The sequence below is a fragment of the Sphingopyxis sp. LC81 genome, from assembly GCF_000756375.1.
In the GTDB taxonomy this organism is placed as follows: Bacteria; Pseudomonadota; Alphaproteobacteria; order Sphingomonadales; family Sphingomonadaceae; genus Sphingopyxis.
This window is the reverse complement of sequence record NZ_JNFD01000028.1, coordinates 83245-102212: the sequence shown is the minus strand read 5'-3', so window position 1 is coordinate 102212 and position 18968 is coordinate 83245. Positions and strand designations below refer to the sequence as shown.

The 18968-nt window shown below is 63.6% G+C and carries 12 protein-coding genes; 3 read left to right on the top strand and 9 right to left on the bottom strand.

The window, feature by feature from the left end; translation table 11 throughout:
* Positions 1-295 precede the first annotated feature (295 nt).
* The 5 genes from rpoC to FG91_RS14345 all read right to left on the bottom strand — a co-directional run bounded on the left by rpoC (position 296) and on the right by FG91_RS14345 (position 12365).
* Positions 296-4579, bottom strand: a complete 4284-nt coding sequence (gene rpoC, locus FG91_RS14365; RefSeq protein ID WP_037516101.1) for a DNA-directed RNA polymerase subunit beta' — start codon at positions 4577-4579, stop codon at positions 296-298.
* A 55-nt stretch (positions 4580-4634) separates the two neighbouring features.
* Positions 4635-8813: a DNA-directed RNA polymerase subunit beta gene (gene rpoB, locus FG91_RS14360; protein ID WP_037516099.1), complete on the bottom strand. Its 4179-nt coding sequence runs from the start codon at positions 8811-8813 to the stop codon at positions 4635-4637.
* Positions 8814-9041: 228 nt separating this feature from the next.
* Positions 9042-9710 (bottom strand): DUF4197 domain-containing protein, encoded by a 669-nt coding sequence (locus tag FG91_RS14355; RefSeq protein ID WP_037516096.1) that lies wholly within the window; start codon positions 9708-9710, stop codon positions 9042-9044.
* Between the two features lie 169 nt (positions 9711-9879).
* A complete protein-coding gene (locus FG91_RS14350) occupies positions 9880-11664 on the bottom strand; it encodes a sensor domain-containing diguanylate cyclase (protein ID WP_037516093.1) in 1785 nt (594 codons plus the stop codon).
* Between the two features lie 89 nt (positions 11665-11753).
* Positions 11754-12365: a TetR/AcrR family transcriptional regulator gene (locus tag FG91_RS14345; RefSeq protein WP_037516090.1), complete on the bottom strand. Its 612-nt coding sequence runs from the start codon at positions 12363-12365 to the stop codon at positions 11754-11756.
* An 85-nt stretch (positions 12366-12450) separates the two neighbouring features.
* Here FG91_RS14345 and FG91_RS14340 point away from each other — a divergent pair, with 85 nt between their 5' ends.
* Positions 12451-13890 (top strand): 8'-apo-carotenoid 13,14-cleaving dioxygenase, encoded by a 1440-nt coding sequence (locus tag FG91_RS14340; protein WP_037516088.1) that lies wholly within the window; start codon positions 12451-12453, stop codon positions 13888-13890.
* On the opposite strand, the gene FG91_RS14335 is transcribed toward FG91_RS14340, so the two are convergent.
* Together FG91_RS14335 and FG91_RS14330 are read right to left on the bottom strand one after the other, a co-directional pair.
* Positions 13811-14671, bottom strand: coding sequence for a nucleotidyltransferase family protein (locus FG91_RS14335; protein ID WP_081940604.1), 861 nt, complete (start codon positions 14669-14671; stop codon positions 13811-13813). The two genes, FG91_RS14340 and FG91_RS14335, sit on opposite strands and share 80 nt — an antisense overlap.
* Positions 14668-15696, bottom strand: a complete 1029-nt coding sequence (locus FG91_RS14330) for a D-alanine--D-alanine ligase family protein (protein WP_052187623.1) — start codon at positions 15694-15696, stop codon at positions 14668-14670. The genes FG91_RS14335 and FG91_RS14330 overlap by 4 nt, the downstream gene beginning before the upstream one ends.
* Before the next feature lie 319 nt (positions 15697-16015).
* Between FG91_RS14330 and FG91_RS21070 the strand changes: the two genes are divergently transcribed.
* Positions 16016-17020 carry a hypothetical protein gene (locus FG91_RS21070; RefSeq protein ID WP_052187622.1) on the top strand — a complete coding sequence of 335 codons (1005 nt, stop codon included), beginning with the start codon at positions 16016-16018 and terminating at the stop codon, positions 17018-17020.
* 123 nt (positions 17021-17143) lie between these two features.
* On the opposite strand, the gene rplL is transcribed toward FG91_RS21070, so the two are convergent.
* A complete protein-coding gene (gene rplL / locus FG91_RS14320) occupies positions 17144-17515 on the bottom strand; it encodes a 50S ribosomal protein L7/L12 (RefSeq protein WP_037516187.1) in 372 nt (123 codons plus the stop codon).
* A 59-nt stretch (positions 17516-17574) separates the two neighbouring features.
* The gene (rplJ, locus tag FG91_RS14315) at positions 17575-18090 is read right to left on the bottom strand and encodes a 50S ribosomal protein L10 (RefSeq protein WP_037516086.1); all 516 of its coding nucleotides are present in this window, start codon (positions 18088-18090) and stop codon (positions 17575-17577) included.
* A gap of 369 nt (positions 18091-18459) precedes the next feature.
* On the opposite strand from rplJ, the gene FG91_RS14310 reads away from it, so the two are divergent.
* Entirely contained in the window at positions 18460-18903 is a 444-nt protein-coding gene (locus FG91_RS14310; RefSeq protein ID WP_037516084.1) for an acetyltransferase, read from the top strand.
* The last annotated feature ends 65 nt before the right edge of the window (positions 18904-18968 follow it).

The following is an 18968-nucleotide window of genomic DNA, read 5'->3' as shown; positions in this document are numbered from 1 at the left end:
GTCGCACCGGCCCGCATATTCCCAAGACCAAGGGCTCACCGGCCACCCCGGTGGGCCCTTATCTATTTGTCGGCTAGCGACCGATTGTGGACGATAGAGATGTATGCCCCGGCGAAAGCCAGGGTCCAGAATTCTAACGCGAACCTAGCGTGTTTCCGCACTGGGCCCCGGCTTTCGCCGGGGTGCACAAGGGCGGCTTCCCATCCCTAAGTGGACGTCGGTGCTTGCCAAAGAAAAAGCCCCGCCGGATCGCTCCGGCGGGGCTCTTTTCTGTCAGCCAAAAGGTTTGGGGGACTTATTCCTCGCCTTCGCCTTCGGGGCGTTCTTCGACCATCACGTCGTCGGTGGTGAAGTCTTCGCCCTGCACCTTGCCGAGCGGATCGTCGCCGATCGCCGCTTCGGGGCCCTGCGCCAGTTCGGCGGCATGCTCTTCGGCAGCGGTCGCCGGGGCGATCAGATGCTCCTGGTTCGCGGCGCGCATCGCGGCACGGAGAGCAGCATCCTTCGACGAGGCGGTGACGCGGACGCGGTTCATAGCAGCGCCGGTACCCGCCGGGATGAGGCGGCCGACGATGACATTCTCCTTGAGGCCCTGCAGCGAGTCGATCTTGCCCTGCACCGAAGCCTCGGTGAGAACGCGGGTCGTCTCCTGGAAGGACGCCGCCGAAACGAAGCTGCGCGTCTGCAGGCTCGCCTTGGTGATGCCGAGAAGGACCGGACGGCCCTCCGCGGGAACGCCATTCTTCGGCAGCTTGGCGTTATATTCCATCATCTCCAGATAATCGAGCTGTTCGCCCGGCAGCAACGTGGTGTCGCCACCAGCGGTGATCTCGACCTTCTGCAGCATCTGGCGAACGATCACCTCGATGTGCTTGTCGTTGATCTTCACGCCCTGCAGTCGATAGACTTCCTGGATTTCCGCGACGAGATATTCGGCCAGCGCTTCCACGCCCATGACGTCGAGGATGTCGTGCGGGTTCGGCGAACCGCTGATCAGCGCGTCGCCGCGCTTGACCTGGTCGCCTTCCTGCACTTCCAGGACCTTCGACTTGGGAATGAGGTACTCGATCGAATCGCCTTCTTCCGGAACGATCGCGATCTTGCGCTTCGCCTTGTAATCCTTGACGAATTCAATGCGGCCGCTGATCTTCGCGATAACGCTGTTGTCCTTCGGAATGCGCGCCTCGAACAGCTCGGCAACACGCGGCAGACCGCCGGTGATGTCGCGCGTCTTCGACGCTTCGCGGCTGACACGCGCCAGAACGTCGCCCGCCTGCACTTCCTGACCGTCCTCGACCGACAGCATCGTGCCGACCGCGAGCAGGTAACGTGCCGCTTCGCCCGACTGATCGTCGAGCAAGGTCAGGCGCGGCTGAAGGTCTTCCTTCTTGGCGCGGCCCGCCGAGCGATATTCGATCACGACGCGCTGGGCGATGCCCGTCGCTTCGTCGACCTGTTCGATCAGGGTCTTGGTGTCTTCCAGATCCTGATACTTCACGACGCCCTGCTTTTCGGTGATCAGCGGCATGGTGAACGGATCCCATTCGGCAATCCGGTCGCCCTTCTTCACCTTCTCGCCGTCCTTGTGCATGATCTGTGCACCATAGGGCAGCTTGTGCGTCGCGCGCTCGCGGCCTTCGGCGTCGATGATCGCGATTTCGCCCGAACGCGACAGCGCCAGACGGCGGCCGCGCTGGTCGACGATCGTCGCCATGTCGCGATATTCGATCGTACCGTCCGAAATTGCTTCGGCGTTCGACTGCTCGTTGACCTGCGCCGCACCACCGATGTGGAACGTACGCATCGTCAGCTGCGTGCCGGGCTCACCGATCGACTGCGCGGCGATAACGCCAACAGCTTCACCGATGTTGACCGGCGTACCGCGGGCAAGGTCACGGCCATAGCATTTGCCGCACACACCCAGCGTCGCTTCGCAGACCAGCGGCGAACGGATCTTGACCGACTGGACTTCGGCATCTTCGATCCGCTGCGTCGTCGGTTCGTCGAGCAAAGTGCCCACCGGCGCGATGACATTGCCGTCCTTGTCGACGACGTCTTCGAGCGTGGTACGGCCGAGGATGCGTTCGCCCAGCGAAGCGATCGTCGAACCGCCCTGGATGATCGCACGCATTTCCATGCCGCGTTCGGTGCCGCAATCTTCCTCGATCACGACGCAGTCCTGCGACACGTCGACCAGACGGCGAGTCAAATAACCCGAGTTCGCCGTCTTGAGCGCCGTATCGGCCAGACCCTTACGCGCACCGTGCGTCGAGTTGAAATACTCGAGAACGGTCAGGCCTTCCTTGAAGTTCGAGATGATCGGCGTTTCGATGATCTCGCCCGACGGCTTGGCCATCAGGCCGCGCATACCGGCGAGCTGCTTCATTTGGGCCTGCGAACCACGAGCACCCGAGTGCGCCATCATGTAGATGGAGTTGATCGGGGCCAGACGGCCGTCTTCCAGCTTCGGCGTCGCACGGATTTCGTCCATCATCGCGGTCGCGACCTTGTCGCCGCACTGCGACCAGGCGTCGATCGCCTTGTTGTACTTTTCCTGCTGCGTGATCAGGCCGTCCTGATACTGCTGCTCGAAATCCTTCACCAGCGCGCGGGTTTCGTCGACCATCCCTTCCTTCGACGCCGGAATGATCATGTCATCCTTGCCGAACGAGATGCCCGCCTTGAACGCGTTGCGGAAGCCCAGCGCCATGATGGCGTCGGCGAACAGCACGGTCTCTTTCTGGCCGGTGTGACGATAGACCTGATCGATCACGTCGCCGATTTCCTTCTTGGTGAGAAGGCGGTTGACGACGTCGAAGGGCACGGTGTGCGACTTCGGCAGGCATTCGCCGATCAGCATGCGGCCCGGAGTGGTCTCAAAGCGCTTGAGATACTCATTGCCCTGCTCGTCGGTCTGCGGAACGCGGCTGATGACCTTCGTGTGCAGCGTCACCGAACCGGTGAACAGCGCCTGATGCACTTCGGCCATGTCGGCGAGCAGCATGCCCTCGCCCGGTTCGCCTTCGCGCTCCAGCGAGAGATAATAGAGACCGAGGACCATGTCCTGCGACGGAACGATGATCGGCTTGCCGTTCGCCGGGCTGAGGATGTTGTTCGTCGACATCATCAGCACGCGCGCTTCGAGCTGGGCTTCCAGCGACAGCGGCACGTGGACCGCCATCTGGTCACCGTCGAAGTCGGCATTAAACGCGGCGCAGACCAGCGGGTGGAGCTGGATCGCCTTGCCTTCGATCAGCACGGGCTCGAACGCCTGAATGCCGAGACGGTGAAGCGTCGGGGCGCGGTTCAGGAGGACCGGGTGCTCGCGAATGACTTCGTCGAGGATGTCCCAGACTTCCTTGCGTTCCTTTTCGACCCACTTCTTCGCCTGCTTCAGGGTCATCGACAGACCCTTGGCGTCGAGGCGCGCGTAGATGAACGGCTTGAACAGTTCGAGCGCCATCTTCTTCGGCAGACCGCACTGGTGCAGCTTGAGTTCGGGACCGGTCACGATGACCGAACGGCCCGAATAGTCGACGCGCTTGCCGAGCAGGTTCTGACGGAAGCGGCCCTGCTTGCCCTTGAGCATGTCGGACAGCGATTTCAGCGGACGCTTGTTCGCACCCGTGATCGTGCGGCCGCGGCGGCCGTTGTCGAACAGCGCGTCGACGGCTTCCTGCAGCATGCGCTTTTCGTTGCGGACGATGATGTCCGGCGCACGCAGCTCCATCAGGCGCTTCAGGCGGTTGTTACGGTTGATCACGCGGCGATAGAGGTCGTTCAGATCCGACGTCGCGAAGCGGCCACCGTCGAGCGGCACCAGCGGGCGCAGTTCGGGCGGGATGACCGGCACGACTTCGAGGATCATCCACTCGGGACGATTGCCCGATTCGATGAACGATTCCACGACCTTCAGACGCTTGATGATCTTCTTGGGCTTGAGCTCGGACTTCGTCGTCGCGAGATCTTCCATCAGGTCGACGCGTTCCTGCTCCAGATCGAGATTTTCGAGGAGCACGCGGATCGCTTCGGCGCCGATGCCGGCCGAGAAGGCGTCTTCGCCATATTCGTCCTGCGCGTCGAGCAGTTCGTCTTCGGTCAGAAGCTGGAACTTCTCGAGCGGGGTCAGGCCGGGCTCAAGAACGATATAGGCTTCGAAATAGAGGACGCGCTCGAGCTGCTTCAGCTGCATGTCGAGCAGCAGGCCGATGCGCGACGGCAGCGACTTCAGGAACCAGATGTGCGCGACGGGCGCGGCGAGCTCGATATGGCCCATGCGCTCGCGGCGAACCTTGGTCACCGTGACTTCGACACCGCACTTCTCGCAGACGATGCCCTTGTATTTCATGCGCTTATACTTGCCGCACAGGCATTCATAATCCTTGATCGGACCGAAAATGCGCGCGCAGAACAGGCCGTCACGCTCGGGCTTGAACGTGCGGTAGTTGATGGTTTCGGGCTTCTTGATCTCGCCGAACGACCACGAGCGGATCCGCTCGGGGCTCGCGATGCCGATCTTGATCATGTCGAAGGTTTCGGGCTTCGCGACCGGGTTCATGAAGTTGGTAAGCTGGTTCATATTCTAAGCTCCACTCTTCCCCCCTCGCCGCAGGCGAAGGGGGTGAGGAAAATCATTATTCGGCGGCTTCCGGAAGAGCATCCGGGGCGTTGTCGGGGTCTTCTTCCGCATAGGAAGAGAGTTCGACGTTGAGGCCCAGCGAGCGCATTTCCTTGACGAGCACGTTGAAGCTTTCGGGAATGCCGGCCTCGAAGGTGTCGTCGCCCTTGACGATCGCTTCGTAAACCTTGGTGCGTCCGATCACGTCATCGGACTTCACCGTCAGCATTTCCTGAAGCGTGTACGCCGCGCCATAAGCCTGCAGCGCCCACACTTCCATTTCACCGAAGCGCTGGCCACCGAACTGCGCCTTACCGCCCAGCGGCTGCTGAGTGACGAGCGAGTACGGCCCGATCGAACGCGCGTGGATCTTGTCGTCGACCAGGTGATGCAGCTTCAGGATATACATATATCCAACCGTCACCTTGCGGTCGAACCGGTCGCCGGTGCGGCCGTCGTACAGATCGACCTGACCCGACCGGTCGAGACCGGCGCGTTCCAGCATCGCCGACACGTCGCCTTCGCGCGCGCCGTCGAACACCGGGGTCGCGAAGGGCACGCCCACCGAAAGATTTCCGGCGAGTTCGACGACTTCATCGGTGCTGCGCGCCTTGATTTCGTCGGCATATTCATCGCCATAGGCCTGAAGCAGCGCCTCGCGCACCGCCTCGGGCGGGGCGCCCGCCTCGGGATCGGGGTTCGCCATGCGCCAATCCTCGAGCGCCGCTGTGATCGTGCGACCGAAACCGCGCGATGCCCAGCCGAGGTGCGTTTCGAGAATCTGCCCGACGTTCATACGCGACGGCACGCCCAGCGGGTTGAGCACGAAATCGACGTGCGTCCCGTCTTCGAGGAACGGCATGTCCTCGATCGGCAGGATGCGGCTGATGATGCCCTTGTTGCCGTGACGGCCGGCCATCTTGTCGCCCGACTGCAGCTTGCGCTTCACCGCGACGAAGACCTTGACCATCTTGAGCACGCCCGGGGCGAGTTCGTCGCCGCGCTGCAGCTTTTCGACGCGATCTTCATATTTCGCGCTGATCCGCTTGATCGCGTCGTCATACTGCGCCTTGATCGCTTCGAGGGCGGCCTGGGCATTGTCTTCGACAACGGCCAGCTTCCACCAGTCGGCGCGGTCGAGATCGACGAGCATCTCTTCGGTGACGACGTCGCCCTTCTTCAGGCCCTTCGGCACCGCGCTGGTCGCCTGACCGATGAGCAGTTCCTTGAGGCTCGAGAAGGTCGCACGGTTGAGGATCGCGCGTTCGTCGTCGGCGTCCTGCTTCAGACGTTCGATCTCTTCGCGTTCGATCGCGATCGCGCGTTCGTCCTTGTCGATACCGTGACGGTTGAAGACGCGGACTTCGACGACCGTGCCCGACACGCCCGGCGGCAGGCGAAGCGAGGTGTCGCGCACGTCGCTGGCCTTTTCACCGAAGATCGCGCGCAGCAGCTTTTCTTCCGGCGTCATCGGCGATTCACCCTTGGGGGTGATCTTGCCGGCCAGAATGTCGCCCGGGCCGACTTCGGCGCCGATATAGACGATGCCCGCTTCGTCGAGGTTGCGCAGCGCTTCCTCGCCAACGTTCGGGATGTCGCGCGTAATGTCTTCCGGCCCAAGGCGCGTGTCGCGTGCGGTGACTTCGAATTCCTCGATGTGGATCGAGGTGAAGACGTCGTCCTTCACGATGCGTTCGCTGATGAGGATCGAGTCCTCATAATTGTAGCCGTTCCACGGCATGAACGCGACGAGCACATTCTTGCCGAGCGCCAGTTCGCCGAGCTCGGTCGACGGACCGTCGGCGATGATGTCGCCCGCGCGGACGATCTCGCCCACCTTCACCAGCGGACGCTGGTTGATGCAGGTGTTCTGGTTCGAACGCTGGAACTTCTGCAGGCGATAGATGTCGACGCCCGACTTGCCGGGTTCGACCATATCGGTCGCACGGATAACGATACGCGTCGCATCGACCTGGTCGATCACGCCGCCGCGGCGCGCCGCGATGGCGGCGCCGGAGTCGCGCGCAACCGTTTCTTCCATGCCGGTGCCGACGACCGGAGCCTCGGCCCGGATCAGCGGCACAGCCTGACGCTGCATGTTCGAACCCATGAGCGCGCGGTTGGCGTCATCGTTTTCAAGGAACGGGATGAGCGATGCCGCGACCGAAACGAGCTGCTTCGGCGACACGTCCATCAGCGTGATCTGATCGCGCGGGGCCATCAGGAACTCGCCCGCTTCACGCGCCGAGATCAGTTCGTCGATGAAGCTGCCATCGGCGTTGAGATCGGCGTTCGCCTGCGCAACCGTGTGCTTCTGCTCTTCCATCGCCGACAGATAGACAACGTCGTTCGTCACCTTGCCGTCGACGATGCGGCGGTACGGGGTTTCGATGAAGCCATATTTGTTGACGCGCGCAAAGGTTGCGAGCGAGTTGATCAGACCGATGTTCGGGCCTTCGGGCGTTTCGATCGGGCAGATGCGGCCATAGTGGGTCGGGTGAACGTCGCGGACTTCGAAGCCCGCGCGTTCGCGCGTCAGACCGCCCGGCCCGAGCGCCGACACGCGGCGCTTGTGCGTCACTTCCGACAGCGGGTTGGTCTGGTCCATGAACTGGCTGAGCTGCGACGAACCGAAGAATTCGCGCACCGCGGCGACAGCCGGCTTCGCGTTGATCAGGTCGTTCGGCATCACGGTCGACACGTCGACCGAGCTCATGCGCTCCTTCACCGCGCGCTCCATGCGGAGCAGGCCGACGCGATACTGGTTTTCGAGCAGCTCGCCGACCGAACGGACACGACGGTTACCGAGGTTGTCGATATCGTCGATTTCGCCCTTGCCGTCCTTCAGGTTCACCAGTTCCTTGACGACGGCGAGGATGTCCTCGCTGCGCAGCGTGGTGACCGTGTCCTCGGCGTCGAGGCCAAGGCGCATGTTCAATTTCACGCGGCCGACGGCCGACAGATCGTAGCGCTCGGCGTCGAAGAACAGGCCGCCGAACAGCGCTTCCGCGGTTTCGCGCGTCGGCGGTTCGCCGGGACGCATGACGCGGTAGATGTCCGAAAGCGCCTGGTCGCGGTCTTCGGCCTTGTCGGCCTTCAGCGTGTTGCGGATCCAGGGACCGGTGTTGTTGTGGTCGATGTCGAGCAGGACGAGCTTGTCGATACCGGCCCCGTCGATCTTCTCGAGATTGTCGGCGCTCACTTCGTCGCCGGCTTCGATGTAGATCTCGCCGGTCGACTCGTTGATGAGGTCATAGGCGCTGTAGCGGCCGAAGATTTCCTCGGTCGGGATCAGCAGCGTGTCGAGACCGTCCTTCGCCGCCTTGTTGGCAAGGCGCGGGCTGATCTTGTGGCCGGCGGCGAAGACGACTTCGCCGGTCTTGGCGTCGACGACGTCGAACGCCGGCTTCGCACCGCGCCAGTTCTCGACCATGAAGGGCACGCGCCAGCCGTTTTCGGCGCGCTCGAAGACCAGGCGGTCATAGAAGTGGTTGAGGATTTCCTCGCCCGACATGCCCAGCGCGTAGAGCAGGCTGGTGACCGGCAGCTTGCGCTTGCGGTCGATACGGACGTTGACGATGTCCTTGGCGTCGAATTCGAAGTCGAGCCACGAACCGCGATACGGGATCACGCGCGCGGCGAACAGGAACTTGCCCGACGAGTGGGTCTTGCCGCGGTCATGGTCGAAGAGCACACCCGGCGAACGGTGCATCTGCGACACGATAACGCGCTCGGTGCCGTTGACGAAGAAGGTGCCGTTCTCGGTCATGAGCGGCATGTCGCCCATGTAAACGTCCTGCTCCTTGATATCAAGGACCGAACGGGTGTCGGTTTCGCTGTCGACTTCAAAGACGATCAGGCGGAGCGTGACCTTCATCGGCGCCGCATAGGTGATGCCGCGCTGACGGCATTCCTCGACGTCATACTTCGGCGCTTCGAGTTCGTAATGGACGAAGTCGAGCTCGGCGGTGCCGGCGAAATCGCGGATCGGGAACACGCTGCGCAGCGTTTTTTCGAGGCCCGAAACATAGCCGACCGAGGGGTCGGACCGCAGGAATTGTTCATAGGATTCGCGCTGCACCTCGATGAGGTTGGGCATGTCCACCGCTTCGTGGATGTTGCCGAACAGCTTACGGATTCGCTTGCTTGCGGTTGCTTCGAGGGCCTTGCCCACCGACTTCGCCTTGGTCGCCATAAGTGATTGTCTCGCCTTAAGAAAAATCAGGTCGCGAGCGCATCGACGCGAAAAAAGCCGCAGGCCAACCGTTGCCGGTTTACCGCAGCTTTTCAACGCTGTCGAAATCCCCGCCGCCCTATCCGTACAGCCCGCTGCGCAAAGTCAGGCTCTATCTCGGACGAAGGGGTATGCCGGGGATATAGGATTTGGGGGGCACGGTGTCAACGGGAGCACCCGATTGAGATCCTAGAAAATACCTTTCAGGAGGTTCGCGGGGTTCCGGCGCAGCGCTGCCTCTTCACCTGCCATATAATGAAAGATGCCTTTGAGCGCCTGTTCGGTCACCGACCGTGTCAGACCGTCGCGCGTCAGCCCGGCCGACGCCATCAGTTGATTGCCCTTCGACAGCTGGTCAAGCTGGCGATAGGCGCCGACATTCTCCAGCGCCGATCCGATCAGAGGCGTCACCTTGGTAAATAGCACGCTGCCCGCGCTCGACTGGAGATAACGCGTCGCGCCGTCGTTCTGCGTCACCAGCCCCGGTGCGTCGGTCCAGCGCAGATTGTCGATCGCGGCGCGAAACACCGGCTTCGCCTCGCCCGCGGCCTTGCCGCCCGCGTCGTTCAGGCTTTTGGTCAGATTGGTCGTGAGCCCCAGCTTGTCGCCCATGCCAAAGAGTTTCGAGGCGAGCTTTCCGCCCGCACCGGGCAGCAGGATGCGCACTGCGGTATCGCGATAAAAGGCGCCGGGCTCTGCGAGCTTGTCGAGCGCGCCATCGGATGCACCCGCGATCAGTCCCTTCACCCCGCTCTTCGGCAGCTTCGCTACCGCCCACGGCGCGTGGATCAACGCGAGCGTCCCGATCGCGCCCGCGAGCAGCACCCGCCGCGCCATCATTGCTTCGTCCGATTCCATGATGCGACCTTCCCTGCCCGTGACCGATGCCGAGCCTATCAGCAAAACCGTCGACGCCAAAGCGCAACGGGTGTTTGGGGTGGTGAGCTGCCATGCCCCGCTTTCGCGGGAATGGCGAAGTAAGAAGGGATAGCGGCAACTTCCGGTCGTTAGCCGGCACTCGATCATGTCACGCCGCGCTGCGTAGCCGGTTCCGTCCTTCGCGCTTGGCGACATAGAGCGCCTTGTCGGCGCGGTGAAGCAGTTCCTCGATATCAGCCTCGCCGTCATAGATCGCGAGGCCGACGCTGATCGTCGCGTTCGGGAGATCGTCTTCAGCGGCGGTCCCGGTCTCGACCGCCTTGCGGACGCGCTCGGCAACGATTTCGGCGGCCTGCGCGCTCGATCGCTGGAGGATGCAGACGAACTCCTCGCCGCCGATGCGGCCGAGCATGTCCGCGTCGCGAAGCGCCGCCTTGGCGCGCTGGGCGACGCGGCGGATCACATCGTCACCGACCACATGACCATGCGCGTCGTTGATCCGCTTGAAATGGTCGATATCGAAAATCGCGACGGCGAGCGGCGCACCATGGTCGCGCGCGCCGGTCAGTGCCTTTTCGAGAAACGCGAGCGTATGGCGGCGGTTGGGCAGCCCGGTGAGCATATCGGTGTTGGCGACGCGTTCAGCGGCGCTGCGCGCGGCCTCGAGGATCCGGGCATTCTCGACCGTCTCACTCACGTCCTGGACTGTGCCGAAAATCGCGGCCGCCTTGCCTCCGCGCCCCATTTCGATCGAGCCGTGCGATTTGACATGCCGGATCTTGCCGTCGGCGCGCAATATCCGTCCCTGAAATTCGAAAGGCTGGCCGGTCCGCACGGCCTCCGCCAAAATCTTGCGCACCGCCAACCGGTCCTCGGCCACATATTGTTTGACGCTATAGTTGACGTCGACCGGCATACCGGGCTCCAACCCGTGGATGCGATAGCTTTGGTCCGACCAGGTGATCGTCCAATGGACCAAGTCGACGCGCCAATGCCCGACCAGCGCCGCGGCCTCGGCTTGGAGCAGCCAGCGGTTGCTTTGCTCGAGCCGTCTCGAAAGCCGCCGCTGCACAACGAGCAACGCGGCGAGCGGCAGCGCGACGACCAGCATCGACAGCAGGTAGAATTGCAGGAAGAATATCTTGACCTTCGGTTCACCGTCGATGGCCGCGATCGGGCCAAAACCCTGAGCTGTCAGCAACGAAGCGATGATCGTGACAATCAATATGCCGGCGGCGGCGCCAAAAGGCCCTAAGCGGTAGGATGCGACAATGACCGCCACATAGGGCAGGAAATTGACCGGAAACTGCGATTGCGAAAAACAGATAGCCGTGATCGCGGCGGCACCCGTCAATATCGCCGTCGCTTCGGTTTTCATGCCGGCCGGCGCATTGCTGAACGCATTCGACACGATGAGCCGCGCGAGCATGACAATCGGCGGCGTGACAATCAATATGCCGAGCGCGACCGTCGTCAGCCAGGACAGGAAAAAATCGAAGCCCGTGCCGGCAAATAGTGTCGCTATTCCCGCGCCGACGAAACTTGCAGCCAGCGCGGCGCCGCAGAAACGCACAACATCGCGCGGCGTCGTAAAAGATAGCTCGGCCGGTTCGCGCCGACGCAACAGCCACAGCGCGACGGCAGCCTCGACGGCATTGGCGAGAACGAAGGCCGCCGACATCGCGAACGCCGTGCCGCCGAGCATGTTTGCGACCATGCTGGACACCGCCATGCCGGTGAAGGACGCGATCCGCCCGCGCGCGGGCATCATCAGGAGAAGGGCAAGGAAATATCCGCTGGGCGGCCACACCGCAGCGATATTGTCTGCTCCCTTCGTCGCATACAGCGACAGGCTGGCCAGCAGGAAATATCCCGTTGCGGTCAGAAGGAGCCAAAAGATCGCTTCGACTCTGGGGGGCAGCGATCGGGTCATGCGGCCAGATAACCAAAAACAAGAAAAGAAACCGCTAAATTATGCCGACTGTGTCTGCGCCCGGTCGCGCCAATATATCTCGCGACCCTTCAGCCGACCCCGCCAAAGGTCAGCCCGACCACTTCGGCGACCTTCGCCTCGTCCCATTCGATGCGCCGGTCGAGGATCAGCATCGCGAGGCCATGCACCAGCGCCCACGCGTGGAGCGCCGCGGTATCGGGGTCTTCGACGCCGGGCAGCGCCTCGCCGACCCCGGCGCGGAGCAGATTATATGCAACGTCGCCGCCGTCGTTGCTGCCGTCGGGACAGCGTTCGGACATCTGGCGCGTGAAGCTCAGCCGAAACAGCGCCGGCTCGTCGTGGGCGAAGCGGACATAGGCAATGCCGGTCGCCTTGAAGCCCGCAACCGCGCCCCCCGCTTTCAGCCACGCCTGGGCCTGAAGCGCCCCGAGCCGCCGCAACCCCTCGTCGGCGAGCGCGTCGAGCAGCGCCTCCTTGTCGGGGAAGTGCCGGTAAAGCGCCGTCGCGCTCACCCCGACGTCGCGCGCCAGCGCGCGTAGGCCGAGTTCGGCGCTGTCGCCTTCCTCCAGCCGCTTCAGCCCCGCCGCGATCACCGCCGCGCGCAGGTCGCCATGATGATAAGCGCCCGCCGCCTTCGCGCCGTCGCTTTTTATGTTGACACTGTTATCTTTGCTTGCCATCATGTTGTCACTGTAAACATATCGAGTCGTCCGCACAAGCCCCCGCCACGCGGTACTTTCGCCAACATCCGTAAGGAGCAATATCATGGCAAGCAACGTCGAAACCCTGATCCGCGGCGCGGTTGTCAAAGGCATCGGCAAGGTCGCCGACTTCAACCGCAAGCGCCTCCCCCGCCCCACCGACGCGCACCCGTTCCTGACGGGCATCCACAAACCGATGACCGAAGAGGTCACGCTGGAGCAATTGCGCGTCGAGGGCGAAATCCCCGCGGCGCTGACCGGCCGCTACCTGCGCAACGGGCCGAACCCCGCGGCCGCCCCCGATCCCGCCAGCTACCACTGGTTCACCGGCGCCGGCATGGTCCACGGCCTCCGCATCGAAGGCGGCAAGGCCGACTGGTATCGCAATCGCTGGGTCCGCGGCAGCGAGGCATGCGCCGTGCTCGGCGAGGAACTGCCCCCGGGGCCGCGCGAAACCAGCGACGCGCCAAACACCAATGTCGTCGGCCTCGCGGGCCGCACCTTCGCGATCGTCGAAGCCGGCGGCAAGCCCGTCGAGCTCGGCTATGAACTGAACACGATCGCGCACAACCCGTTCGACGGCACATTGGCCGGCGCCTACACCGCGCACCCGCATCACGACCCGCTTACCGACGAAATGCACGCGATCACCTATCGCGGCGACGAACCGAACAAGGTCTGGCACGTCGTGCTCGACAGCCAAGCACATGTCGTCCGCGAAGAAGCGGTGGCAGTCAGCGACGGCCCGTCGATCCACGATTGCGCGATCACTGCAAGCTATGCCCTTATCTTCGACCTGCCTGTCACCTTCTCGATGAAGATGCTGCTCGCGGGCTATCGTTTCCCCTATGCGTGGAACGACGCGCATCAGGCACGCGTCGGCCTGCTCCCCCGTAAGGGCCGCGGTGACGAAGTCATCTGGGTTCCCGTCGAACCCTGCTATGTCTTCCACCCCGCCAACGCGTTTGAAACCGCGGATGGCAAGGTGATCGTCGACGTGGTCGTGCACGACACGATGTTCGCCCATTCAACGCGCGGCCCGGATAGCGAAAAGTCGCGCATGGAACGCTGGACGATTGACCCGGTGACGAAAACGACGGTCCGCTCGGTGATCCACGATCATGCGCAGGAATTTCCTCGCTATGACGAACGGCTGACCACCAAGCCTTATCGCTATGTCTACAGCGTCGCGATGCCCGACGGCGAGAGCATCGAATGGGCGATGGCCGACACCCGGCTGTTCCGTCACGACCTCGCAAAGGCCTCAACCGACATCCATGACTTCGGCCCCGGCCGCCATCCGGGCGAGTTCGTGTTTGTCCCGCGTAGCGACGATGGTGCAGAAGACGACGGCTGGCTGATCGGGCTGGTCGTGAACATGAATGACGAGACGACCGCGCTCGTCATCCTCAACGCCGACGACTTTACCGGGTCACCGCAAGCTGTCGTGCATCTGCCGCACCGGGTTCCCCCCGGCTTTCACGGGAACTGGGTCGCGGATTGACGATGTCGGGGCGCTTCATCAGCGCCTCGGTCACGCGCAGCGACCTTTCATTGTCGACATCGATCGCCGTCGCCCCGTTGCTCACCAGCAGCGGGGCGATTTCGACGTCCAGATGGCGCGAAATGCGCTGGAAGATGTGGTGGATCGGACCGAGCCCGAAGCGGAAACGGAGCAGGTTGATCAGGCCGAACGCCTGCATCACGCGAAACGGCTTCTTGACGAACTGGCCGCCGCCGCGAAACGCCTCGGCCGCGCGGAGCGCGTTCGGATGCCCGATCCAATAGGCATTGCAGTTCGATACCGCTACGTCGGAAAACTCGTAAAAGCGCCGCTGGCCTTCGGGATGGACCGCCAGCACATCCTCGCGCCGCGCCAGCGCGACCCCGGCATCGGCGCCGAGCCGTTCCGCCTCGGTTTCGATCTCGGCGATCGTCGCGGAGGTCAGCAAGCAATTATCTGCGGTCGTGACGAGCAGCGGGAAGCTGGCCACGACCGCGACCGCGAGAACCGAATCCGCCAGATTATCGGCCGCAGGTACGATGATCAGCCGGTCGCCGAGCAGATCGACGACCGGGTCGTTCAATTCGGCGAGCAGCGCCGCGTGATGCGTCGAAACGAACACCTGCCGCGCACTGCTATCGGCCGCGCTTTCCAGAACATGCGCGATCATCGGCCGCCCCGCGACCGGCACAAGGCATTTGTCGCCGACGCCAGATGCCTCGGCGAGCGCATCGATGGCCCCGGCGCGGCGCCCGGCAAGGATCAGGATCGACCCGCTCATGCGGCGCTCCGCCGCGCCGCGGCGGGCGCAATCTGACGGATCATGCTTTCGGCGACGATCGTTTCGATCAGCGCCGCGTGGGTGAAGCCCGCCGCGACGGCGGAGCGCGAGAACAGTTTTTCGGACCACAGATTGCAGTTGAGATTGACCTCGAGCAGCCGGACGTCGCCGGTCGTGTGATCGACGCGAAACTCGAACCGGCCATAATCGAACGGGCGGAAGATATCGGCCATCCGCTTCGTATAGTCGATAATCCGTGCCGCAATCGCCGGATCGCCGAACCGCTTGATGCAATATCCGACGTTGCCGACGAGGTCGCGCTTTTCCTGATAGGTACGAAGCTGGGTCGGATCGTCCTGCTCGAAAATCATCATCGGCAGCATCGCGGGTTCGCCATCGAGCGTGATCACGGGCACCTCGATATCGCTGCCGTCGATAAAGGGCTCGACGAGCGCATCATGGTCGAGCGCATGGATTTCGGTGACCGCCTGCGCAAGTTGCACCCGGTCGTGCGCGTCGCGGACGCCCCACGAGGCCGAGCTGTTGTTCGGCTTGATCACCCAGCGCCGCGCCGGCGGGCAGCGCGACACGTCGACCGGCGCGCCGCGGCGGAACAGCGCCCAGGGCGCGGTCGGCACGCCGCGCGCCGCGGCCTCGAGCTTGGTCAGATGCTTGTCGTCGGACAGGCCGCGCACGATCGGCGAGGCGCCAAGGTAGGGCAGGCCATGCTGGTTGCAGAGCAAGGGCAGCAGCATTTCGGAATTGAAGAAGCCGCCGCGATTGAGCAGCGGGAAGACGAAATCGGCGGCAGGCCGGTCGAACAGCGCGGCGTAGCTATCGGCGATCAGCAGTTCGATGCCGATCGCTTCGAGCGTCTCGCGCATTTCGCGGTGATAAAGCGCGTGATTGCCGTCATCGGCATGCAGCCCGCCGGTCCAGCGTGCATGCTTGGCGATGAACAGCAGCCGCTGCGTTTCGCGCAGCTGGTTCGGCAGCCGGGTCGGGGCAAGGTCGGTGGTTTCCATGTGCGGCGTTGATCACGGCAAGGTTGCGCGCGAATGACGGATTGGTGACCCGGCCGACACCAAAACGCAAAACCCCTGTCATATTGAAGCGCACGTCCCTGGGAATGCGTGCTCGCGGACCCGGCCCGGGCGATCGATCGCACCGGTCCGCCCGATCGCAAAAATGGTGTGACGGCACGACCAGCCGCACCGGAATCCTCGCCGCGCCGTTCGGCAGCCACGGCTCATCCCGGAAACCGCGTTGTCCGAGCAGCATTTTCGGCGAGTGGCTCGTTCGTGCTTCACTATGACAAGAAATATCGCCCTCTCCCGCCCCGCCATGAGCGCGATTGCCGCGTTCCTGGTTCTGTCCACCCCCGGCGCTTTTGCGCAGGAAGCCCCGACCGTTACGATGACTCCGCCGGTCGCGGCGCCGACGCCGCAGACCCCGCCGACGGTCCCCGAACCGAGCACCACCGCCCCGGTCGCAACCCCGCAGACCGCACAGCCTGCCGCGCCCGCCCCGGTCATCCGCGTCCCGCTGGACATCCCCGCCGAAAAGACTGCACCCGCACCCAAGACCGCAGAACGCGCCGCAGCGCCCGCTCCGGCGCGCGCCGAACGCGCGGCGCCGCGTGCGCGCCCCGCGGCGCCCGTCGCAGCGGCTGCCACCCCTGTCGCGGCACCGGCCGCCGAGGCTCCCTTGATCGAGGAAGCCACGCCGATCGCCGCACCGATGGCAGCGCCGGCCGAACCGATCGCCGAACCGGCACCGCTGCCCGCCGAAACCGCGAGCACGACCGGCGATGCGTTCCCGTGGGAGATCGCCGGCGGCGCAGCCGCGCTGCTGATCATCGGCGGCGCCGGATTGGCCTTCGCTCGCCGCCGCCGCGCGGTCGGTGCGGAAGCCACGGCGTATGAATATGAGCCCGCGTCCGTTGCCGCAGCCGAGCCGGTGACCGGCGAGACGCAGCCGTGGATCACGCCCGCCTATGCCCCGCCCGAAGAGGAAGAAGTCGCGCCGCGAACGGTTCCGGCCTTCGTCGCCGCGCCGAGCGGAAGCATGGGTCGTCACGAAGCGATGGCGATGGCCGGGCCGACCGACGACAATCCCTTTGCGACGCTCAGCAAGCGGCTGAAGCATGCGCGTTTCCTCGATCGCCAGGAACGCACCGTCTATGACGAGACGCTCGGCGCGCAGAAGGACATGACCCGCAAGCCGGTCAGCGCTTGGGAAATCGCCCAGCGCCCTGCCCCCGCGACGCAGGAACAGGATGTGCGCCGCCCCGAACCCGCGCGTGTCCGCACGTCGACCAGCTTCCGCCCGGGCTATTCCAAGAGCTGAGCGCCCGATCATCCGCGGTGGTCCCCTCACCGCATAGAAAAAGGGCGGTGCCTCGCGGCGCCGCCCTTATTCTTTTTCGCTGGAACCCGGCCGGATGATCCGGCCGGAACCCATCCAACCGAATTACTTCAGTTCGACGGTGCCGCCGGCAGCGAGAATCTTGGCCTTCAGCTCTTCAGCTTCTGCCTTGTTCACGCCTTCCTTGATGGCCTTCGGTGCGCCTTCGACGAGTGCCTTGGCTTCGCCCAGACCCAGACCGGTGATCGCACGGACTTCCTTAATCACGTTGATCTTGTTGCCGCCGTCACCCGTCAGGATGACGTCGAATTCGGTCTGCTCTTCAGCAGCCGGGCCAGCAGCGGCAGCAGCCGGAGCGGCAGCAACAGCAGCGGCAGCCGAAACGCCCCACTTTTCTTCGAGCAGCTTCGACAGGTCAGCCGCTTCGAGGACGGTCAGCGCCGACAGTTCTTCAACGATCTTTGCAAGATCAGCCATGTTCATTCTCCATCAGAACCGGGATATCCCGGTAGTAAGTTTAAAGGGTTAGTTCGAAATCACGCTGCTTCTTTGGCGGCATATGCGCCAAAAACCCGCGCCAACTGGCCCGCCGGGGCTGCGGCAATCTGCGCAACCTTGGTGGCCGGAGCCTGCACCAGACCGATGATCTTGGCGCGGAGCTCGTCGAGCGAGGGAAGCGAAGCAAGCGCCTTCACGCCATCTACGTCGAGGACCACGTCGCCCATGCCGCCACCAACGATTTCAAGCTTGTCGTTGGTCTTGGCAAATTCCACGGCGATCTTCGCAGCCGAGACCGGATCGGTCGAGGTTGCGAGGGCCGTGGGACCGGTCAGCAGTTCGCCGATACCGGTGTAGGACGTGCCATCGAGCGCGATTTTGGCAAGACGGTTCTTCGTGACGCGAAAGTCGGCCCCTGCATCGCGCATCTGCTGGCGCAGCACCGTCGACTGAGCGACGGTCATGCCGAGGTTGCGGACGACCACAACAGCAGCAGCTGATCCCAGCGTAGCGTTCAGCGAGGATACGGCTTCGGCCTTTTCCGTACGATCCATGCCTATACTCCACTCATCTGCCCGGATGCGCCCACGCCGAAACGCATGCGCCGCCGGGCGGCTAACACACGCAAAGACAGACGCGAGCCAAGGCTCGCCTGCATTTGCGCAACGATGTCCGATGGGGTCGGTCAAGACGCGTCGCCTGAATACAGGCGGGCGACCGAAAAAGACTGTTCCCCGTCTCGGCTGGAAATTAAGAAGGGCAAATCCCCTTCACCAACTGTCTCGGACGGAATTGCCACGGCCGAGACCGGGACAACACGGGGGTGCTAATAGCGTCGATGGGCGCAGAGTCAAGGCCGATGGCGGGATTTCGGTCGCCTTCGGACTTGGCGAGCCTTGTCGCGATCGACTAAAGCCCCGGTCATGATACGGATCCGACAATCGACGCCCGCCGACGGCGACCGCGCTGTCGAGATCTGGCGCGACGCCGTCGATGCGACGCACGACTTTCTGACGGCCGAGGATCGCGTCGCAATCGAAGCCGAAGTCCAGTCATTCCTTCCCGCAGCATCGCTCTGGCTCGCGGTCGATGCCGATGATCGGCCGATCGGCTTCATGCTGCTCGACGGATCGAGCATGGAGGCGCTGTTCATCGATCCCGCATATCGCGGTGCCGGTGTCGGGCGAGCGCTGGTCGCGCATGCGCTGGAACACCATCCGACGCTGACGACCGAAGTGAACGAACAGAATGGGCAAGCCGTCGGCTTTTACGAGCGCTTGGGCTTCGTACCCACCGGCCGGTCGGAGCGCGATGGCCAAGAGCGGGCCTATCCGCTGATTCACTTGCGCTTCGCACGCCAAGGCTGATCGCCCCGCATTTCCGTCGAGAATTTTTCCTGAAGCCTCTTGCATATCGCATCTTAAGATATATC